Raw genomic sequence first — 18,776 nt, 5'->3', positions numbered from 1 at the left:
AACGTGGCTCAGGCGTTGCGCTGCAGCCACTGCAACGCGGCGGCGGCGGTATGGAAGGAGCCAAACACCAGTACGCGGTCACCGCGCTCGGCCCGGTCCAGTACCTGCGCCAGCGCCTGCTCGACCGAAGCGGCCAGCTGCGCGCTGCCAGCATCGGTCTCGGCCAGGCGCGCCTGCAACTGGGCGGCACTCTGGCCGCGCGGGCCGTCCAGGCCGGCAAGGGTCCACTCGCCAACCACGCCCTGCAATGCCTGCACCACACCCACCGCGTCCTTGTCCTGCAATGCGGCATACACCGCCAAGGTGCGCCCGGCCGACGCTTCGGCCTTCAGCGCGCGGGCCAGCTGGCCCGCCGCCTGCGGGTTGTGCCCGACGTCGACGCGGATCTGCACGCCATCTCGCTCGAACGCCTGCAGCCGACCCGGGATACGCGCCGCCGCGATACCAGCGGCCCACGCCGCGCGCGGCACCGGCTTGTCCAGCGCGCGCAGCGCAGCAATGGCGGCACCCGCATTGGCCAGCTGGATCGGCCCGGCCAGCGCCGGGGTTGGCAGTTCCATGCGCAGGCCAACGTCCCGCCAGCGCCAGCGCTGGGCATCGATCGGCTCGTAGAAATAGTCGCTGCCGCCGCGGATCGCGTTGGCACCCACCAGGTAGGCCCGTGCTAGCACGCTCGACGGCGGGTCGGTCTCACCCAGGATCACCGGCTTCCAGCCACGGATGATGCCGGCCTTCTCGGTGCCGATTGCTTCGCGGTCTTCGCCCAGCCATTCGGCATGGTCGATGTCCACAGTGGTGATCACGGCCACATCGGCGTCGACGATGTTGACCGCATCCAGGCGACCGCCCAGACCCACTTCCAGAACCGCCAGGTCCAGCCCGGCGTCGGCGAACAGCTGCAGCGCGGCCAGCGTGCCGTACTCGAAATAGGTCAGCGTGGTCTCGCCGCGTGCGGCCTCGACGGCGTTGAACGCAGCAACCAGCGCCGCATCGTCCACGTCCTGGCCGTCGATGCGCACGCGCTCGTTGTAGCGCAGCAGATGCGGCGAGGTGTACGCGCCAACCTTCCAGCCGGCGGCACGTGCAATGGCTTCGATGAAGGCGACGGTCGAGCCCTTGCCGTTGGTGCCACCAACCACGATGGTGCGCTTGCCCGGCGCCCCCAGGCCCATCGCGGTGGCCACGGCGCGCACGCGCTCCAGGCCCATGTCGATGGTCGCCGGGTGCTGGCGTTCAATGTAGTCCAGCCAGTCGGCCAGGGTGGTCGGGGTGTTCGTCACGGCAGGGGTTCCAGCAGAAGCAGGTGGTTCGGGAATCAGAGGGCGCGGTGCTTGGCTTCGCCGAAGAACGGCGTGTGGTGGGCGCAGTCGTTCAGGCGCACCACTTCCAGGCTGTCCAGGTCGGCGCCTTCGAGCAGGTTGAGCGTGGTCGGTGCCTGGCGGAAGGTCCACAGCCGGGAAAGCGGCAGGCCCAGCACCTTGCACAGGATCACGCGGTTGACCGCATCGTGCGCAACCACCAGCAGGGTGTCGTGCTCGCCGAGGCCTTCGGTGGCGCGGGCCAGGCCACGCCAGCTGCGCTCCAGCACCAGGCGCAGCGATTCGCCGCCGGGCATCAACACCGTATCCGGCTCCTCGCGCCAGGCCTGCAGGCGCGACGGATCCTTCTCGTGGATCTCGCTGGCCAGCAACCCTTCCCATTCACCGTGGGCGATTTCCTGCAGCTCCGGCTCGGTCAGCAGCATGTCGGCGCGGGCGGCGCCAAGCGCCAGCTGCGCGGTCCGCTGCGCGCGCGACAGCGGCGAGGCGACGGCACGGGTGATGTCCACCGAGGCCAAGCGGGCACCCAGGGCCTGGGCCTGGGCTTCACCGATCGGCGAAAGCGGGATGTCGATCTGGCCCTGGTAGCGGCCTTCGGCGTTCCACGGCGTTTCGCCGTGGCGGGCAAGCAGGATGCGCATGCGTGCAAGGGGTCCTGGGGGGAGGAAGTTTCCGCGTTTCGTTCACATCCTGTGAAGTACGCGGAACAGGGATGATACCTGTTCGGCGCACCGGGCCGGGCCGGGCATGAAAAAACCCCGCGACGTGGGTCGCGGGGTTTCGGAATTCCCGGCCATCGGGTCGTGTTTGCCGGCCAGCGGCCGGCACTACCGTCCGGCACAGGCAGTAGATCCACGCCATGCGTGGATGCACCGCCAGCGACCGCGAACCTCATTTGGCCAGGTTCAGTTCCTTCAGCAACTGCGGCGCCGGCGCCACTTCCTGCATGATCCACTGCATGTAGCGGCTGTCGACGGCGATCATGCGGGTCATCACCGGGTCGAACACCCAGTTGGAGCTGACCGATTCCCAGTTGCCATCGAAGGCCAGGCCGACCAGCTTGCCGTTGGCGTCCAGCACCGGCGAACCCGAGTTGCCGCCGGTGATGTCCAGGTTGGACAGGAAGTTCACCGGCACCGAACCGATGCGCTTGTCTTCCAGGCCGCCGTAACGCTTGGCCTTGACCGCATCGAGCAGCGCCTTCGGCGAATCGAACGGATCCTCACCGGTTTCCTTCGCCGCCACGCCTTCCAGGGTGGTGAACGGGGTGTACGTCACGCCGTCCTTGCCATAGCCCATGACGTTGCCGAAGGTGATGCGCAGCGACAGGTTGGCGTCCGGGTAGACGAACTCACCCTGGCTCTTCTTGTAGTCGGCCACGGCCTGCAGGTACAGCGGGCGCGCGGTCAGCGATTCGCCTTCGCGGATCTTCTTCTGCTCTTCCTGCTTCAGCAGTGCCGGCATGACAGCCACGGCGTACTGGATGGCCGGATCGTTGCTGGCCTCAAACGCGGCGCGGTCGGCCTTGAACCATTTCAGGCGTGCGTCCAGGCTGCCCAGCTCGGTGCCCGACAGCTTGCCCACCAGCGACCTCACCGCAGCGGCATCGCTGCCGGCCAGCCACTTGTTCAGCACGTCATTGTCGCGCTGCGCGGCCGGCAGGGCCACGTACTGCTCCAGCCAGTAGGCCTGCAGCTGCTGGTCCATCTTCGCCACGTAGCGACGATCCATCTGCTTCAGGCCACCTTCGATGGTGGTCAGGTCGCGTTCCTGGTAACCGGCTTCGCGTTCGGCATCCGGCTTGCTGCGCTCGATCGACAGGCGGTACAGGGTGATCGCCGCGCCAACGGCCGAGGTGTTGTTGAACTGGCCGACGAACAGGTCACGTTCGCGGGTGGCCTTGCTGGTATCCAGATGCTTGAGCAGCTGCGCGTGTGCGGCCAGGGCCGGCTTGCCGGCAGCGCCCTGCTTCTTCAGCCACGCCAGCACGGCGGCTTCTTCAGCCTGCTTCTGGCCAGCGGCGTCGATGCGCTTGAAGCCTTCCAGCTGGCCCAGGTAGTTCTTGGCCACGTTGTTCATGCTGGCGGCGGTGGCGGCGTACTTCACCTTGACGTCGGCGTCGGCCTTGCCGGCGTCGGCGATCAGCTTCAGCACCGCGTTGTAGTGCTTGGCGATGGTCGGGTAGGTGAAGCTGGCGGTTTCGTTGAACTCACCGGCCAGCGCGTAGCGGTTGGTGCGGCCCGGGTAGCCGGCCACCATCACGAAGTCGTCGGCGCCCAGCGGCTGGTCGGCGAACTTCAGGAAGTGCTTGGGCTGGTACGGCACGTTGTCGGCGGCGAAGGCGGCCGGCTTGCCGTCCTTGCCAACGTAGGCGCGGTAGAACGAGAAATCGCCGGTGTGGCGTGGCCACATCCAGTTGTCGACGTCGCCGCCGAACTTGCCGACGCTGCCCGGGGGCGCGTAGACCAGGCGCACATCCTTGATTTCCATGTTGCGGAACAGGCGGTAGGTGTTGCCGCCGGAGAAGCTGTACAGGCGGCAGCGGAAACCGGCATCGGCCTCACAGGCGGCAACCTGGGCCTTGTCGAAGGCGTCCAGCGCGCGGCTGCGGGCCAACGGGTCATTGCCGGCGGCGGCGATGGCGGCCTTGGCCTGGGCGGTGACGTCGGTGATCTGGTCGAGCACGAACACGCGGGCGTTCGGGCCGGCGCTCAGTTCGTCCTTCAGGGTCGGCGCGTTGAAGCCGTCCTTGATCAGGTTCTTCTGCGCGGTCGAATTCAGCTGGATGGCGCCATACGCGCAATGGTGGTTGGTGACCACCAGACCCTGCGGCGAGACGAAGCTGGCGGTGCAGCCGCCGAGGGCGACGACCGCGCCCATCGGGTCGCCGGTCAGGTTGGACAGCTGCTGCGGGGACAGCTTCAGGCCGGCCTTCTGCAGCGGGCCGGCGATTTCCGGCAGCTGCTGCGGCACCCACATGCCTTCAGCGGCATGGGCGACCTGGGCCAGCCCGAGGCTGGCGACGATGGAAAATGCAAGCAGGTTCGAGCGCATGGAGCGGCCCCTGGTAGTGGAACCCTCGATTGTAGCCCGCCGCCCTGCCCCGCCCCGAACCCCGGAAGTCATGGGCCTGCTTCTTGCTCTGCCACGCGCACGTCGGCCGCGCACACGGAAATCGTCCAGAGGGGGCGTGGTCACCCTGGACGGGACCGTTGGCGCCATGGGCCGGGCGCATGCGACTGGCGGGTTGGGCAGGACGCCCAACCCCGGTCTTGCCGTGTGCGCAGGATAGCGCGCACGAGCAAGGCGCCATCGAGCACCATGGATGGGCTTTTGCGTGTCCCGGCCAGGGTGACCACGCCCCCTTTCCCGGATCAGGGAGGCGCCGCTGTTCGCAGTACGTTCGAAACGCCCGCCGGCGCACGCCTTTCGTTCCGCCACTGCACCCGCAGCGCAACATGGGAAATCCGCGCGGCACTCTATAATCCGCGCTTTCCCCCTGATGAGTTCCACCCCGATGGCGCAGCAAACGATGAAGGCCCTGGTCAAGCGCGAAGCAGCCAAGGGCATCTGGCTGGAAGAAGTTCCTGTGCCGACCCCCGGCCCGAACGAGGTCCTGATCAAGCTGGAGAAGACCGCGATCTGCGGTACCGACCTGCACATCTACCTGTGGGACGAGTGGAGCCAGCGCACCATCAAGCCGGGCCTGACCATCGGCCACGAATTCGTCGGCCGCGTCGCCGCGCTGGGCTCGGCAGTGACCGGCTATGAGATCGGCCAGCGCGTCTCGGCCGAAGGCCACATCGTCTGCGGTCATTGCCGCAACTGCCGGGGCGGCCGCCCGCACCTGTGTCCGAACACCGTCGGCATCGGCGTCAACGTCAACGGCGCGTTCGCCGAATACATGGTGATGCCGGCCAGCAACCTGTGGCCGATCCCGGACCAGATTCCGTCGGAGCTGGCCGCGTTCTTCGATCCTTACGGCAACGCCGCGCACTGTGCGCTGGAATTCGATGTGATCGGCGAGGACGTGCTGATCACCGGTGCCGGCCCGATCGGCATCATCGCCGCCGGCATCTGCAAGCACATCGGCGCGCGTAACGTAGTGGTGACCGACGTCAACGACTTCCGCCTGAAGCTGGCCGCCGACATGGGCGCTACCCGCGTGGTCAACGTGGCCAACCAGTCGCTGAAGGACGTGATGAAGGAACTGCACATGGAAGGCTTCGACGTGGGCCTGGAAATGAGCGGCAACCCGCGCGCTTTCAATGACATGCTCGACTGCATGTACCACGGCGGCAAGATCGCCATGCTCGGCATCATGCCCAAGGGCGCCGGCTGCGACTGGGACAAGATCATCTTCAAGGGCCTGACCGTGCAGGGCATCTACGGCCGCAAGATGTACGAGACCTGGTACAAGATGACCCAGCTGGTGCTGTCCGGTTTCCCGCTCGGCAAGGTGATGACCCACCAGCTGCCGATTGACGATTTCCAGAAGGGCTTCGACCTGATGGAAGAAGGCAAGGCCGGCAAGGTTGTTTTGAGCTGGAATTGACCCTTCGCCGTGCGCGATGGGTGGGTGCCGAGCTTGCTCGGCACACCTTGAAATTGAAAAAGGCGCCCGATGGGCGCCTTTTTCTTTGGTGTTGCCGGCCAGCGGCCGGCACTACCCGTAACGCCTGCGGCGTTACTTGCCGACGGCCACGCTCAGCATCACCCGGCTGTGGGCCAGCTTGCCGGAGTTGTCGCGGCCGTTGCCGTCGGTGCCGTAGTAGCCGAGGCCGACGTTGAACAGGCCGAACTGGCGTTCGACGCCGACGTTCCAGTCGGTATAGTCCTTGGCGATGCCGTCCTCGAAGGTGCTGCGGCCGACGTTGGCATTCAGGGTGAAGTCTTTCGGCAGGCCCCAGCTGCCGCCCAGGCCGAAGTACCAGCCATCGGTGCTGCTGTTCCAGACATCGTTGGTGTAGGCCACCGTCAGCTTGTAGGTCTCATCCAGCGTGGTGGTGGTGATCAGCTCGTTGTAGTTCAGCTCGCTGGCACCGAGGTAGGTGTAGCGGTTCAGCAGGGCGTCGAAATTGACGCGGGGCGTGACGTCAACGCCATAGCCGATCTGGTAGTCGACCTCGGTGCTCGGGTCGCCCGGACCGAAGTCGACGCCCGAACCCCAGACACCGGCATACAGGCCGACCGGCGAGGTGTAGGTGAACCCCGCCTGCAGGGTCGGCTTTTCGTCGGTCTGTGAGACACCACGGAACAGGTAATCGGAAACGGCGGTGACGTTCCAGCCGTACGGCGATTCGTCTTCCTGGGCACTGGCGGTGAACGGGGCGGCCATGGACAGGGCAGCGGCAATGGCGAGGCAGGCACGGGCGTGCTTCATGAGCGTCTCCGGTGGGGGCGGTGGCGTGGCGCGGAAGGCGGGAGCGGCCGGAGCGGGACAGCGCCGGTTCACGATTTTTTAACCCGTTTGCTATTGCGATGCAACATGTGTCCGCTGTGGTGATGCCGCAACTGCGCCGGTTGGCAAGCGGCGATGCCCGGTAGAATCAGCGGTTTCCCCGCTCAGAACCGTGCCCACGCCATGACCGACCCCTCCTCCGCCCTGACCCGCCACTACGCCGAGGAACTGGACGCCATCCGCGCCCAGGGCCTGTTCAAGTCCGAGCGGATCATCACCAGCCCGCAGTCGGCCGAGATCACCCTCGACGACGGCCGCACGGTGCTGAATTTCTGTGCCAACAACTATCTGGGCCTGGCCGACCACCCGGACCTGATCCAGGCCGCCAAGGACGCGCTGGACAGCCACGGCTTCGGCATGGCGTCGGTGCGCTTCATCTGCGGCACCCAGGACCTGCACAAGCAGCTGGAGAAGCAGATCGCCGATTTCTTCGGCAAGCAGGACACCATCCTGTACGCGGCCTGCTTCGATGCCAATGGCGGCCTGTTCGAGCCACTGCTTGGCGAGAATGACGCGATCATTTCCGATGCACTGAACCATGCGTCGATCATCGACGGCGTGCGCCTGTGCAAGGCCAAGCGTTTCCGCTATGCCAACTGCGACATGGCCGACCTGGAAGCCCAGCTGCAGGCCGCCGATGCCGCCGGCTGCAAGACCAAGCTGATCACCACCGACGGCGTGTTCTCGATGGACGGCTTCATCGCCCCGCTGGACGAAATCACCGCACTGGCGAAGAAGTACAACGCGCTGGTGCACATCGACGAATGCCACGCCACCGGTTTCCTTGGCGCCACCGGCCGCGGTTCGGCCGAGGTCAAGGGCGTGCTGGAGAAGATCGACATCATCACCGGCACCCTGGGCAAGGCCATGGGTGGCGCACTTGGCGGCTTCACCTGCGCCAGCGCCGAGGTGATCGAACTGCTGCGCCAGCGCTCGCGCCCGTACCTGTTCTCCAACTCGCTGCCGCCGCACGTGGTGGCCGCCGGCATCAAGGCATTCGAAATGCTGGCCGCCGCCGACGACCTGCGCAGCACGCTGGCCGAGAACACCGCCTACTTCCGCGAAAAAATGACCGCGGCCGGTTTCGACGTGAAGCCGGGCGTGCATCCGATCAGCCCGGTGATGCTGTACGACGCGCCGCTGGCGCAGAAGTTCGCCGAGCGCCTGCTCGAAGAAGGCATCTACGCGATCGGTTTCTTCTTCCCGGTGGTACCCAAGGGCCAGGCGCGCATCCGCACCCAGATCAGCGCCGCGCACAGCCGCGAGCATCTGGACCGCGCGATCGATGCATTCACCCGCATCGGCGTCGAACTGGGCGTGGTCAAGGGCTGACCGCACCGGGGTCGGATCCCCAGGGGTAGCGCTGGGCCATGCCCGGCGATTTCCCGAAAGCCGCGCCATGCGCTCGCCGGGCACGGCCCGGCGCTATCGAAATGACGCGCGACGCGCGTCATTTCTTTTTCTTCTTGCCCTTCGGCTCGTCCTTGCTGGCCACCACCACCGGCTTGGCGGCGGCATCCTGGCCATTGCCCTTGGCTACGCGGATACCGTTGGCCTTCATCCAGGCATCGAACTCATCGGCGGTCATCTTCTTGTCGCCGTTGCTCATCAGGAAGCGGTAACTGCCGCGACCATCCAGCTCCGGGGTCTTCACTTCCACCACCGGGGTCTCGGCCGGCGTTTCCGCCTTGGCCACCTTCTTGTGGCCACCACAGGCGCTCAGCAGCACCATCGGCAGCAGCAGGCCTGCGCAGCGCAGGGTTTGATTGAGGGTCAGGTGGTACATGGCAGGCTCCGTTCGGGATATTCGACAGCCAGGCGCCCCCTACGCCTGGAACGGCGGCCGGCAAACGCCGGCCACGGGCGATGATCAGCCCGGTGCAGCGGCCCCCAGCCGCTGCTGGTCGCTGACCTGCAGGACCCGCCACTGGCCCTTGCCGAGATCGCCGAGCTGCAGCCCGCCGATCGCGACCCGGACCAGGCGCAGCACCTGCAGGTCGAAGGCCGCCAACAGGCGGCGGATATGGCGATTGCGGCCCTCGTCGAGGACCACCTCCAGCCATGCGGTCTTGTCGCCACTGCGCAGTACGCGCACGGCACGGGCGGCGAGGAACTCGCCCTCGTCCTCCACGCCGGCCCGCAGTGCCGCCAGCGTGGCGTCATCGGGCAGGCCATCAACCTGCACGTGGTAGGTCTTGTCCGGCCCGGTCTGCGGGTCGGTCAGGCGCGCCGCCCACTGCGGATCGTTGCTGAACAGCAACAGCCCTTCACTGGCCTTGTCCAGGCGCCCGACCGGCGCGATCCACGGCAGCCCCGCGCCATCGAAACAGCGGTAGACGGTGTCGCGGCCGCGCTCGTCCTGCGCGGTGGTCACTACCCCGCGCGGTTTGTTGAGCATCAGGTACAGGCGCTGTGGCGCGCCCATGGGCTGGCCATCGACCTCGATCGGCGGCACCGGCTGGCCAATCGGAAATTCCGGGTCGCGCACGATCCGGCCGGACACCCGCACGCGGCCCTCGGCAATCCAGCGCGCGGCCTCGCTGCGCGAGCACACGCCGGCCTTGGACAGTACGCGCGCCAGGCCATGGCGGACACCGGCGGAAGCGGCAGCGGAAGTCGCACGCCCACGCGGTGCGTGGGAGCGGGCAGCGGGGGCAGCAGGTGGGCGGCGCGTGCGCAAGCCTCTGCTCCCCGCGGTGCTTATTTCTTGTCGACCGGCTTGGTCTCAGCCGGTGCTTCAGCCGCCGCCGGCGTGGCGGCCGGGGCCGGACGCGCCTTGACCACACGCACACCGCGCGCCTTCATCCAGGCGTCGAACTCTTCGGCGGTCATGCGCTTGCCGTTCTGGCTCATGTCGAAGCGCCAGGGCGTGTTGTCGAATTCGGTCTGCGGCTTGTAGGCCGCCGGATCGTTCGGCTTCACCGCCGGTGCGCTTGGAATGGCTTTGGCGATGTTCTGGCAGCCATCGATGCGCAGCCGCTGCAGCACCTGGTCCAGCGACTGCGACGGGTCGTAGTTGCTGCTCAGCACGCCGGCCGGCATGCCCAGCTGGTTGCCACGGATGTACAGCTCGTCGGCCACCGGCGCGATGGTCGTGGCCGGCAGCGGCAGCGGCGAGGCGCTGGTGTTGACCGAGCAATCGACCGCAGCGTGGGCGGCGGGAACCAGGGCCAGCGCCAGGAAGGCGGCCGATGCAGAGCGCAGCATGAGGGGCATCCAGGAAAGGAAGGGACGCGGCGAGTTTAGCAATGCCGCGACAGCTTTCAAGCGCCACTTTCAATGAATACGGCAACTCGTTGGTTTTAAGGATAAAAACCCGACGAACGGTTACTTGCGGACCACCAGATGCCTGGATTGAGTGCCGCAGAAACAACAAGACCCGGCCGAAGCCGGGTCCTGCTGTGTCCTACTGGCAGAGCGTCAGAACTTAGTTCTGGACGTTCAGCTCGGTACGACGGTTCTTGGCGCGACCTTCCGGGTTGTCCGAACCATCCGGGTTGGTGTTCGGAGCAATCGGACGGCTCTCGCCGTAGCCGATCGGGCCGACCAGGCGACCGGCGTCAACGCCGTTCTTGGTCAGGTAGTTGTACACGGCGGTGGCGCGACGCTCCGACAGCTTCTGGTTGTAAGCGTCGGTACCCTTCGAGTCGGTGTGACCGGCAACTTCAACGCGCAGATCCGGGTAACGCTTCAGGATCTCGGTGGCTTCGCTCAGGATCGCCACGGCGTCCGGACGCAGGTTCGACTTGTCGAAGTCGAAGTTGACGCCCTTCAGGTCGATGGAGACCGGCACCGGGCAACCGTCCGGACCGATGGTCTGACCCGGCTGCGAGTTCGGGCACTTGTCGTCGCAGTTGTTGACGCCGTCACCGTCGTCGTCCAGATCGGCGCAGCTCGGGGCAACCGGAGCCGGAGCCGGAGCAGCCGCGACCGGAGCCGGGCCCAGCGGGATCACGACGCCGACCGAAGCCAGCACGTCACCGAACCAGTCTTCGTTCGGAGCGGCAACGCTCTGGTCGTCGAAGTCAGCGCGGTAAGCCACTTCGGCGCGGACAGCAACGCGCTTTTCGAAGGTGGTCTGCAGGCCGACGCCCAGCTTGGCGGCAACGTTGCCGTCCTTACGCTGGCGCGGACCGTTGGCATTCAGCGCCGGGTACTCTTCTTCCGACTTCTGGTAGCCCAGGCCACCGACGATGTACGGGTTCCAGCCGCGGCCTTCCTTGATGAAGTGGCGACGCAGGTCCAGCGAGACGCCGTACTGCGACCAGTTCAGGTCCTTGTTCGAATCGAAGTTCGGGTTCTGATAGTTCAGCTCACCGTCCAGCGACCAGTTCGGGCTGATGAACTTGCCCAGGCCCAGGGTCACGAACGGAGCATCATTGGTCAGACGGTCGCTGTCCTGGAAGTTGAAGCCGGCCGAACCGGTCAGGTACCAGCGGTCATCGAACTCCTGCGCCGAAGCTGCCTGGGCGAAAGCCAGGCCGCCCAGCAGCGCGGCAGTAAGGATCTTCTTGTTCATTGAGTACAGCTCCTATTTCGGGGGTATGAAACCGGTAGAGGCATGGGCCAGCACAAGTGCGTCGATGTACGACAGCCGATTCAGCACGCCACCGCCGCGAACATTATGCTCAGGCGGGTGAAGGCCATGTTAACAGTCCCGTAACATGTGAAGTGTTGCGCCCGACCGTCCATCGGTCCGACGTTGAAACCCTATACAGGATGATGAAAATCCGCAAGACCCTCACGCTGCAAGGGTTTGACGGGGTTTAGGCGTTGGAAACGACACATTGCGCAGCGCGCTGCGATGAGCAGTTCAGCGTCTCTGCGAAAAGGTGAGGAACCTTATGATGGAACCACGAACCCAGCCGGAGCCGTGATGAAAGCCGTCGCCCTGAGTCGTGAGTCCGCCCCCGCGCTGTGCGATATCCGCCTTCCTCCGCCGCTGCCTCCACGGGGGCGTGACCTGCTGGTGCGGGTCGAGGCGATTTCGGTCAACCCGGTCGACGGCAAGCAGCGTGCCAGCACGGATCCAGCCACGCTCCAGGCACCTCGCATCCTTGGCTGGGACGCGGCCGGCGTAGTGGAGGCGATCGGCGACGAGGCCAGCCTGTTCGCGTCCGGTGATGAGGTCTATTACGCCGGTGATGTCACCCGCCCGGGGTGCAACGCGCAGTACCAATGGGTGGACGAACGGCTGGTCGCGCGCAAACCCACCACGCTGGATTTCGCCGAGGCCGCGGCACTGCCGCTGACCACGCTCACTGCCTGGGAACTGCTGTTCGAGCGCATGCCCCTGCGGCTGGATGATTGCCGCCACGCCGGCCAGAACCTGCTGGTGATCGGCGGTGCGGGCGGCGTCGGCTCGATGGCGATCCAGCTGGCCCGCCATGCGGGTTTCGAGGTGATCGCCACTGCGTCGCGCGAAGCCTCGGCCGACTGGTGCCGGCAGATGGGTGCCCGGCACGTGATCGATCACCGGCAGCCGCTCCAGGCCCAGGTGCATGCGCTCGGCATCGACGCGGTGCAGGTCGCACTCAACCTGGCCGACACCGACCAGTACTGGGATGAGCTGGGCCAGCTGCTGGCGCCGCAGGGACATGTCGGGCTGATCGTCGAGCCACGTGGCCCGCTGCACATCGGCGATCCCTACAAGGCCAAGTGCATCGGCATCCACTGGGAATTCATGTTCGCGCGCTCGCGCTTTGCCACCGCCGACCGCATCGAACAGCACCGCATCCTCAGCCGCGCCGCCAGCATGATCGATGCTGGCCAGCTGCGCGGCACGCTCAGTGAGTCACTGGGCACGATCAATGCGGCAAATCTGGACATTGCGCATCAGCGCCTGGCCAGCGGACGCACGGTGGGCAAGCTGGCACTGGTCGGCTGGGACGACTGAAGCGTCATGTAGAGCCGAGCCCATGCTCGGCTGGTGGTGCCAGGCAAAGCAGCCGAGCATGGGCTCGGCGCTACAGATTCCGCCTGTAGCGGCGGATTGGTCGGCATCTGTATCTATTGAAGTGACTGAATCGGGATTACGGTGGAAACAGATTCCTCTCCCCCGAGCCCACCGTGCCCACCGCCCTGCCCCTGCGCCTGCTGCAACTGATCACTGGCCTGTTCCTGTACGGCTTTGGTGCTTCGCTGATGATCCGTGCCGCCATCGGCGTGGCGCCGTGGGATGTGCTGTCACAGGGCATCGCCGCGCAGACCCCGCTCTCGTTTGGCCTGGCCACCAATGTGATCGGCGCACTGGTGCTGCTGCTGTGGTGGCCGCTGCGGCAGAAGCCGGGCGTCGGCACCGTGCTCAACGTGATGCTGATCGGTCCCTCCGCGCAGTTCGGGCTGTGGCTGCTGCCGCCGGCCGTCGGCCTTGGCTGGCAACTGACGATGTTCTGCGCGGGCATGCTGCTGGTGGCATTGGCCACCGGCCTGTACATCGGCGCCCGCCTCGGCCCGGGTCCACGCGATGGCCTCATGACCGGCCTGCATGCCCGCACCGGCTGGGCGATCTGGAAGGTGCGCAGCCTCATCGAAGGCAGCGTGCTGCTGCTGGGCTGGTGGCTGGGCGGCAACGTCGGCCTCGGCACCCTCGCCTTCGCCCTGCTGATCGGCCCGCTGTGCGGCGTCACCCTGGGCTGGTTCGGGATCGGCCGCCGCCCGGTCGTGCCGACCGCAGGCCGACAACCACAATCGTCCTGAGTTGACCCGAATGCCGGCCAGCGGCCGGCACTACCGCCCCCCCCCCGAGTTCGGGGGCAGCGCTGCAGGCGCGATCCAGCGGCCCTTGCCCCGGCCGCCATTTCGCGGCACGCTTCGCGCTTCCGTACGCAAGCGTATCGACCATGTCGCCAGCCAACGAAAGCGCCTATCCCCATCTGTTCGCCCCGCTGGATCTGGGCTTCACCCAGGTGCGCAACCGCGTCCTGATGGGCTCGATGCACACCGGACTGGAAGATCGCGCCCGCGACTTCCCAAGGTTGGCGGCCTACTTCGCCGAACGCGCCGAGGGCGGCGTAGGCCTGATCGTCACCGGCGGCTTCGCACCGAACGTGGTGGGCTGGCTGAAGCCCTTTGGCGGCAAGTTGTCCTGGCCCTGGGAGGTACGCCCGCACCGGCAGCTCACCGCCGCCGCGCACCAGCACGGCGCGAAGATCTGCCTGCAGCTGCTGCACGCCGGCCGCTATGCCTATCACCCGCTGTCGGTGGCACCGTCGAAGCTGAAGGCGCCGATCAACCCGTTCACCCCGCGCGCGCTGTCGGCCAGTGGCGTCGAGCGGCATATCGCCGACTACGCGCGCAGCGCGAAGCTGGCCCGCGAGGCCGGCTACGACGGGGTGGAGGTGATGGGCTCGGAGGGCTACCTCATCAACGAGTTCATTGCCCCGCGCACCAACAAGCGCTCCGACCGCTGGGGTGGCGACGCCAACCAACGCATGCGCTTTGCAGTGGAGATCGTGCGCCGCATCCGCGAGGCCTGCGGCCCGGACTTCATCATCATCTACCGCCTGTCGCTGGTCGACCTGGTGGACGACGGCAGCAACTGGGACGAGATCGTGCAGCAGGCGCAGGCCATCGAGGCGGCTGGCGCGACGATCATCAATTCCGGCATCGGCTGGCACGAGGCGCGCATTCCGACCATCGCCACCTCGGTGCCGCGTGCGGCCTTCGCCGGTGTCACCGCCAAACTGAAACCGCATGTGACGCTGCCGCTGGTGGCGACCAACCGCATCAACATGCCCGACGTCGCCGAACGCATCCTCGCCGGCGGCGGCGCCGACATGGTGTCGCTGGCACGTCCGCTGCTGGCCGACCCGCAATGGCCCAACAAGGCCCGTGCAGGCCGCGCGGAAGCGATCAATACCTGCATCGCCTGCAACCAGGCCTGCCTGGACCACGTGTTCGAGAACAAGCTGGCCAGCTGCCTGGTCAATCCGCGCGCCGCGCACGAGACCGAACTGGTCTATCGCCCCACCCTCGCGCCGAAGAAGGTTGCCGTGGTCGGTGCCGGCCCGGCCGGCCTGGCCTGTGCCACTGTCGCGGCCCAGCGTGGCCACCAGGTCACCCTGTTCGATGCCCACGATGAGATCGGCGGCCAGTTCAACGTGGCCAAGCGCATCCCCGGCAAGGAAGAGTTCCACGAAACCCTGCGCTATTTCCGCCACAAGCTGGCCGAAACCGGCGTGCAGCTGCGCCTGAACACCCGCGCCGACGCGTCCAGCCTGGCCGGCTTCGACGAGGTGGTGCTGGCCACCGGCATCACCCCGCGCAAGGTCAGCTTCCCCGGCGCCGACCACGCCAAGGTGGTCAGTTATCTGGACGTACTGCTGGGCCGCGTCGAAGTGGGCGCCACTGCCGCGATCATCGGCGCCGGCGGCATCGGCTTCGACGTCGGCGAATTCCTCAGCCACGCTGGCGAGTCGCCATCGCTGGACCCGCAGCGCTGGATGGCCGAATGGGGCGTGGACGCCAGCTTCGAGGCACGCGGCTCGCTGGGCCGGCCCGAGGTCGAGCCGTCACCGCGGCGCTTGTGGCTGCTGCAGCGCAGCCCGGGCAAGCCGGGCGCGCGGCTGGGCAAGACCACCGGCTGGATCCATCGCGCCACGCTGAAGGCCAAGGGCGTGCGCATGCTCGGTGGCGTCGAGTATCTGGGGGTGGACGACGAGGGCCTGCGCATCCGCGTGGAAGGCAGCGAACAGTTGCTGCCGGTAGACCATGTGGTGATCTGCGCCGGGCAGGAACCGAACCGCGCATTGCAGGCCGAACTGCAGGCCGCCGGCATCAACGCGCAGCTGATCGGCGGTGCCGATGTAGCGGCCGAACTGGACGCCAAGCGGGCCATCGACCAGGGCAGCCGGGTGGCCGCCACGCTCTGATGAGCGCCTGAATGGGGGACGGAATGTGATTTCCGTCACCTCCGTGGAACCTGAATGTCAAGCCGGGCGGTTCACGATGGGTTCGGCTATGCCCCCCTACCTTGCGCCATCTTTCCGCTCACCAGCCAGTTTCCGGTGAGCTGGCGTGGCCCCACCGATCAGTACTGATCGATTCTTTTTGGGGCTGCCCACGGGGCGGCCCCGATGGCCGCCTCCCCATGACGCCAAGTCGTACCCCGCCTCCTGTCGCCCCCGCGGCCGGAACCGGAAGGTGCGGCCCATACGGAGCAAGGAGTTATATGAAACTGGCCTGGATTCTCTGGCTGTCGCAGTTGTTGCCGCAGCCGGCCGCTGATTCACTGTGTCTGAGCACCACCGTTTACCTGGAAGCCCGCGACCAGACGCTGCGAGGCCAACAGGCCGTCGCCGAGGTCGCCCTGCGTCGCCTTGACAGCGGCCTGTGGGGCGACTCGATGTGCCAGGTCGTCACCGCGCGCAAGCAGTTCGCACCGACCATCGTCTCCCCCGGCACCCAGCTGGGCAACGACGCGGCCTGGAGCGAGGCAATGAACGTGGCCTTCGACGCCGAGCGCAACTGGGCGCTGCCGGCCGGCGAGCGCCGCGAGATCGTGCCCGGTGCCAGCCACTTCGCCGCGCTGTCCATCGCCAGCCCGAACTGGCGCAATGCCTACCAGGTGGCCACCATCGGCGATCACACCTTCTATAAGGTGCAGAACCTCAAGCCGCGGCAGTCGTAACGATCCGTGCCGGCGGCAGCGTTGCCGCCTGCCGGCAGGCTCTGGGATAGTGGGCGTTTCCCGCCCGCATCACCTGGAGTTCCCATGAAGCTGTACAGCAAGCCCGGTGCCTGTTCCACCGCCGACCACATCGCCCTGCAGTGGACCGGCCAGCCGTTCGAGGTTGAACTGCTGAACAAGGACACCCTGAAGGGTCCGGAATTCCTCAAGATCAATCCGGCCGGCGCGGTGCCCGCGCTGGTCGACGGCGACTTCGTGCTGCTGCAGAACGCCGCGATCATGGGCTATATCGCCGATCGCTTCCCGCAGGCCGGCCTCGGCGGTGACGGCAGCCCGCGCCAGCGCGCCGAAGCCACCCGCTGGCTGGCCTTCGTCAATTCCGACGTGCATCCGGCGTTCTCGCCGCTGTTCGCGCCGGGCAAGTTCATCGCCGACGAGAGCCAGTTCGATGCGATCCGCGCCGCCGCGCACAAGCGCCTGCGTGGCCTGTTCGAGACCGCCGACAGGCAGCTGGCCGACAAGCCGTGGCTGGCCGGCTTCCGCAGCTTCGCCGACCCGTACTTCTACATCACCCTGCGCTGGGCCGCCGGTACCAAGGTCGACCTGTCGGGCCTGGACAACCTGGCCGCCTACAAGGCGCGCATGGATGCCGATGCCGGCGTGCAGGCCGCATTGAAGGCCGAAGGGCTGGCCTGACCATGACCCGGGGTCAGAGCCGTTCGCGTGTCGGACGGGCCTGACCCCTCTGCCCTGCGCAGGCGGGGGCCGATATGCCAGGGCGTGGTCAACCGATCTGGCGGATCACTTCACCGTTGGCATCGCGCAGGTAGGTCGGCACCACTTCGATGCGCAGCGCCCCCGCCAGCGGGTAAACCCCGCGCTCGGCGCGCACCCCTGCCAGGGCCTGCAGGCCCGCCTCGTCCAGTGACCAGCGCGCGCTGTCGGCGGATACGTCCGCCGCTTCACCGCCCCCGTTCGCGACGAACTCCCACTGCCGCTCGCGGCTGACCAGTTCCAGCGATCTGCCGTGGCGCAGGCGCAAGGGCAGCAGCTCGCACACGCTGGCCACCTGGCCGGCGCCGAGCACCAGCGTGGTGACGCCCGCCTCCTGCCGCCAGTCCAACGTCTCGATGAACAGCATGCCGGTGCTGGAGCCCTCGCGCTCGCTGCCTTCCCGCACCTGCGCGGCAAGCGCCTGGTCCTCCAGCAGGTTGCCGCGGTGCAGGTCGCTGATCCACAGTGGCATTGCCGGCTGCAGTACCTGCAGCACGCCGCGCGTGGACCAGCGCTTGACCGCTTCCATCTCCTCATCGGTCAGCCCGACCAGCTGCAGGAACTGCAGGTGGCCATTGGCGGTGTCGCGTGCCGGCAACTGCGGGTCGGCAATGAACGCCAGATGGCACAGCCGCGTGTCGGTCTCCAGCGCGATCGGGCCGTTGGCATTCAGATGGTGGCCATCCTCGAACACGTTGCCGCTGGCGAACACATAACGCGCCAGGTTCTGCAGCAGGTTCATCGGCCACACCGGCGGCGTGCTGTCGGCGTTCTCAGCGGCTTCGGCGGCGAGACGGAACGTCAGCTCGAAACCATAGCCGCTGGTGGCGGCATCACTGCTCTCCTTGGCATACAGCTCGGAGAAGCCGTAAGTCACGTAGTGCCAGTGGGGTACCGGCGCATCCGCCCAGTACACGCTGATGCCATCGAGCGGATCCTGGCCACCGAGCGTGTACGGAAGCGCGGTGCCGAAGTGACGTGGCTCCTGCCCGGCATACAGCGGCGCCAGCGCCGCATTGATCGCGTCCCAGCCGGGGGTATCGGTGTCGTCGTGGTCGTCCTGCACGCGGGACTCCTTGTGGGGAAGTGAACCGATCACTTTACGCGGTGGCTCAGGCCTGCACGACCTCACCACCACCCTTGACCACGGCGGCCTGAGTTTCCTGCCACCAGCGCTGTGCCAGCGCCGGGCTGCGCGCCTTGCCCACCGCTGCCAGCAGTTCCGGGCACAGGCGTTCCAGCGCCAGCGCATCGGTGCAGCGTTCGATCTTCAACTGCATGAAGTAGCCCTTCAGGCCCAGATGGCGCCGCACCGCATCGCTCATCGCGTCGTACAGCTGCTGGTACAGCGCCGGGTCCTGTTCGCGACCGGTGCTGATGCCACGCGCCGGCACGACCTCTGCACTTCCGCCGATCACTTCGATCAGTCCCTGCGCGGCCAGCTGCTCCAGCGCATCGGCAGGCGCGCGCAGGCCTTCCAACAGGCCGCGCAGTTCAGTGTCGTCGCGACGGCCATCGACCATCAGCAGGATCGAGCGCAGTGCCGCCGGCAGGCGCCGGCCACGGTCTTCGATTTCCTGACGGCCAGCAG

17 protein-coding genes are annotated in these 18,776 nt (G+C 67.0%); 7 read left to right on the top strand and 10 right to left on the bottom strand.

Annotated elements, in window-relative coordinates:
* Positions 1–8 precede the first annotated feature (8 nt).
* The 3 genes from folC to N5C25_RS13215 all read right to left on the bottom strand — a co-directional run bounded on the left by folC (position 9) and on the right by N5C25_RS13215 (position 4,373).
* Positions 9–1,280: a bifunctional tetrahydrofolate synthase/dihydrofolate synthase gene (folC, locus tag N5C25_RS13225; RefSeq protein ID WP_134730175.1), complete on the bottom strand. Its 1,272-nt coding sequence runs from the start codon at positions 1,278–1,280 to the stop codon at positions 9–11.
* 35 nt (positions 1,281–1,315) lie between these two features.
* On the bottom strand, positions 1,316–1,960 hold the full coding sequence (locus N5C25_RS13220; RefSeq protein WP_005408242.1) for a histidine phosphatase family protein: 645 nt from the start codon (positions 1,958–1,960) through the stop codon (positions 1,316–1,318).
* A gap of 250 nt (positions 1,961–2,210) precedes the next feature.
* Positions 2,211–4,373, bottom strand: coding sequence for a S46 family peptidase (locus tag N5C25_RS13215; protein ID WP_279937081.1), 2,163 nt, complete (start codon positions 4,371–4,373; stop codon positions 2,211–2,213).
* A 478-nt stretch (positions 4,374–4,851) separates the two neighbouring features.
* On the opposite strand from N5C25_RS13215, the gene tdh reads away from it, so the two are divergent.
* Positions 4,852–5,874 carry an L-threonine 3-dehydrogenase gene (gene tdh / locus N5C25_RS13210; protein WP_026346966.1) on the top strand — a complete coding sequence of 341 codons (1,023 nt, stop codon included), beginning with the start codon at positions 4,852–4,854 and terminating at the stop codon, positions 5,872–5,874.
* 132 nt (positions 5,875–6,006) lie between these two features.
* Here tdh and N5C25_RS13205 read toward each other — a convergent pair whose 3' ends face one another.
* Entirely contained in the window at positions 6,007–6,702 is a 696-nt protein-coding gene (locus N5C25_RS13205; RefSeq protein ID WP_279937080.1) for a TorF family putative porin, read from the bottom strand.
* A gap of 201 nt (positions 6,703–6,903) precedes the next feature.
* Between N5C25_RS13205 and kbl the strand changes: the two genes are divergently transcribed.
* On the top strand, positions 6,904–8,112 hold the full coding sequence (gene kbl / locus N5C25_RS13200; protein ID WP_021202257.1) for a glycine C-acetyltransferase: 1,209 nt from the start codon (positions 6,904–6,906) through the stop codon (positions 8,110–8,112).
* Between the two features lie 118 nt (positions 8,113–8,230).
* Here kbl and N5C25_RS13195 read toward each other — a convergent pair whose 3' ends face one another.
* The 4 genes from N5C25_RS13195 to N5C25_RS13180 form a co-directional block, all read right to left on the bottom strand.
* Positions 8,231–8,566: a hypothetical protein gene (locus N5C25_RS13195; protein ID WP_019659556.1), complete on the bottom strand. Its 336-nt coding sequence runs from the start codon at positions 8,564–8,566 to the stop codon at positions 8,231–8,233.
* An 84-nt stretch (positions 8,567–8,650) separates the two neighbouring features.
* Positions 8,651–9,460, bottom strand: coding sequence for a pseudouridine synthase (locus N5C25_RS13190; RefSeq protein ID WP_019659557.1), 810 nt, complete (start codon positions 9,458–9,460; stop codon positions 8,651–8,653).
* A 20-nt stretch (positions 9,461–9,480) separates the two neighbouring features.
* On the bottom strand, positions 9,481–9,987 hold the full coding sequence (locus tag N5C25_RS13185) for a hypothetical protein (RefSeq protein WP_014646073.1): 507 nt from the start codon (positions 9,985–9,987) through the stop codon (positions 9,481–9,483).
* A 220-nt stretch (positions 9,988–10,207) separates the two neighbouring features.
* Positions 10,208–11,299, bottom strand: a complete 1,092-nt coding sequence (locus N5C25_RS13180) for an OmpA family protein (RefSeq protein ID WP_019659558.1) — start codon at positions 11,297–11,299, stop codon at positions 10,208–10,210.
* Between the two features lie 357 nt (positions 11,300–11,656).
* Between N5C25_RS13180 and N5C25_RS13175 the strand changes: the two genes are divergently transcribed.
* The 5 genes from N5C25_RS13175 (at position 11,657) to N5C25_RS13155 (ending at position 17,107) form a co-directional block, all read left to right on the top strand.
* Positions 11,657–12,676, top strand: coding sequence for a zinc-binding alcohol dehydrogenase family protein (locus N5C25_RS13175; protein WP_279937079.1), 1,020 nt, complete (start codon positions 11,657–11,659; stop codon positions 12,674–12,676).
* 173 nt (positions 12,677–12,849) lie between these two features.
* Complete coding sequence (locus N5C25_RS13170) at positions 12,850–13,479, top strand: hypothetical protein (RefSeq protein ID WP_279937078.1); 630 nt, start codon at positions 12,850–12,852, stop codon at positions 13,477–13,479.
* A 143-nt stretch (positions 13,480–13,622) separates the two neighbouring features.
* Entirely contained in the window at positions 13,623–15,653 is a 2,031-nt protein-coding gene (locus tag N5C25_RS13165) for an NADPH-dependent 2,4-dienoyl-CoA reductase (protein ID WP_058980341.1), read from the top strand.
* A gap of 299 nt (positions 15,654–15,952) precedes the next feature.
* Positions 15,953–16,411, top strand: coding sequence for a cell wall hydrolase (locus N5C25_RS13160; protein ID WP_004154513.1), 459 nt, complete (start codon positions 15,953–15,955; stop codon positions 16,409–16,411).
* Positions 16,412–16,495: 84 nt separating this feature from the next.
* Positions 16,496–17,107: a glutathione S-transferase N-terminal domain-containing protein gene (locus tag N5C25_RS13155; RefSeq protein WP_019659563.1), complete on the top strand. Its 612-nt coding sequence runs from the start codon at positions 16,496–16,498 to the stop codon at positions 17,105–17,107.
* Between the two features lie 88 nt (positions 17,108–17,195).
* Here N5C25_RS13155 and N5C25_RS13150 read toward each other — a convergent pair whose 3' ends face one another.
* Both N5C25_RS13150 and N5C25_RS13145 read right to left on the bottom strand, forming a co-directional pair.
* On the bottom strand, positions 17,196–18,251 hold the full coding sequence (locus tag N5C25_RS13150) for a suppressor of fused domain protein (protein WP_279937077.1): 1,056 nt from the start codon (positions 18,249–18,251) through the stop codon (positions 17,196–17,198).
* Between the two features lie 46 nt (positions 18,252–18,297).
* Positions 18,298–18,776, bottom strand: a 479-nt coding sequence (locus N5C25_RS13145) for a hypothetical protein (protein WP_279937076.1), incomplete at its 5' end; no start/stop codon positions are given.

The sequence above is a fragment of the Stenotrophomonas sp. GD03958 genome, from assembly GCF_029839005.1.
GTDB classification, from domain to species: domain Bacteria; phylum Pseudomonadota; class Gammaproteobacteria; order Xanthomonadales; family Xanthomonadaceae; genus Stenotrophomonas; species Stenotrophomonas hibiscicola.
Note: the sequence above shows the minus strand (reverse complement) of the source record. Positions and strands in the feature narration are given on the sequence as shown.

Bases quoted from the DNA above. Each gene is read 5' to 3' on its own strand.
- N5C25_RS13180 (WP_019659558.1), bottom strand. From the start codon at position 11,299: ATGAACAAGAAGATCCTTACTGCCGCGCTGCTGGGCGGCCTGGCTTTC.
- kbl (WP_021202257.1), top strand. From the start codon at position 6,904: ATGACCGACCCCTCCTCCGCCCTGACCCGCCACTACGCCGAGGAACTG.
- N5C25_RS13165 (WP_058980341.1), top strand. From the start codon at position 13,623: ATGTCGCCAGCCAACGAAAGCGCCTATCCCCATCTGTTCGCCCCGCTG.
- N5C25_RS13195 (WP_019659556.1), bottom strand. From the start codon at position 8,566: ATGTACCACCTGACCCTCAATCAAACCCTGCGCTGCGCAGGCCTGCTG.
- N5C25_RS13175 (WP_279937079.1), top strand. From the start codon at position 11,657: ATGAAAGCCGTCGCCCTGAGTCGTGAGTCCGCCCCCGCGCTGTGCGAT.
- N5C25_RS13215 (WP_279937081.1), bottom strand. From the start codon at position 4,373: ATGCGCTCGAACCTGCTTGCATTTTCCATCGTCGCCAGCCTCGGGCTG.
- tdh (WP_026346966.1), top strand. From the start codon at position 4,852: ATGAAGGCCCTGGTCAAGCGCGAAGCAGCCAAGGGCATCTGGCTGGAA.
- N5C25_RS13185 (WP_014646073.1), bottom strand. From the start codon at position 9,987: ATGCTGCGCTCTGCATCGGCCGCCTTCCTGGCGCTGGCCCTGGTTCCC.
- N5C25_RS13160 (WP_004154513.1), top strand. From the start codon at position 15,953: ATGAAACTGGCCTGGATTCTCTGGCTGTCGCAGTTGTTGCCGCAGCCG.
- N5C25_RS13205 (WP_279937080.1), bottom strand. From the start codon at position 6,702: ATGAAGCACGCCCGTGCCTGCCTCGCCATTGCCGCTGCCCTGTCCATG.
- N5C25_RS13155 (WP_019659563.1), top strand. From the start codon at position 16,496: ATGAAGCTGTACAGCAAGCCCGGTGCCTGTTCCACCGCCGACCACATC.
- N5C25_RS13220 (WP_005408242.1), bottom strand. From the start codon at position 1,960: ATGCGCATCCTGCTTGCCCGCCACGGCGAAACGCCGTGGAACGCCGAA.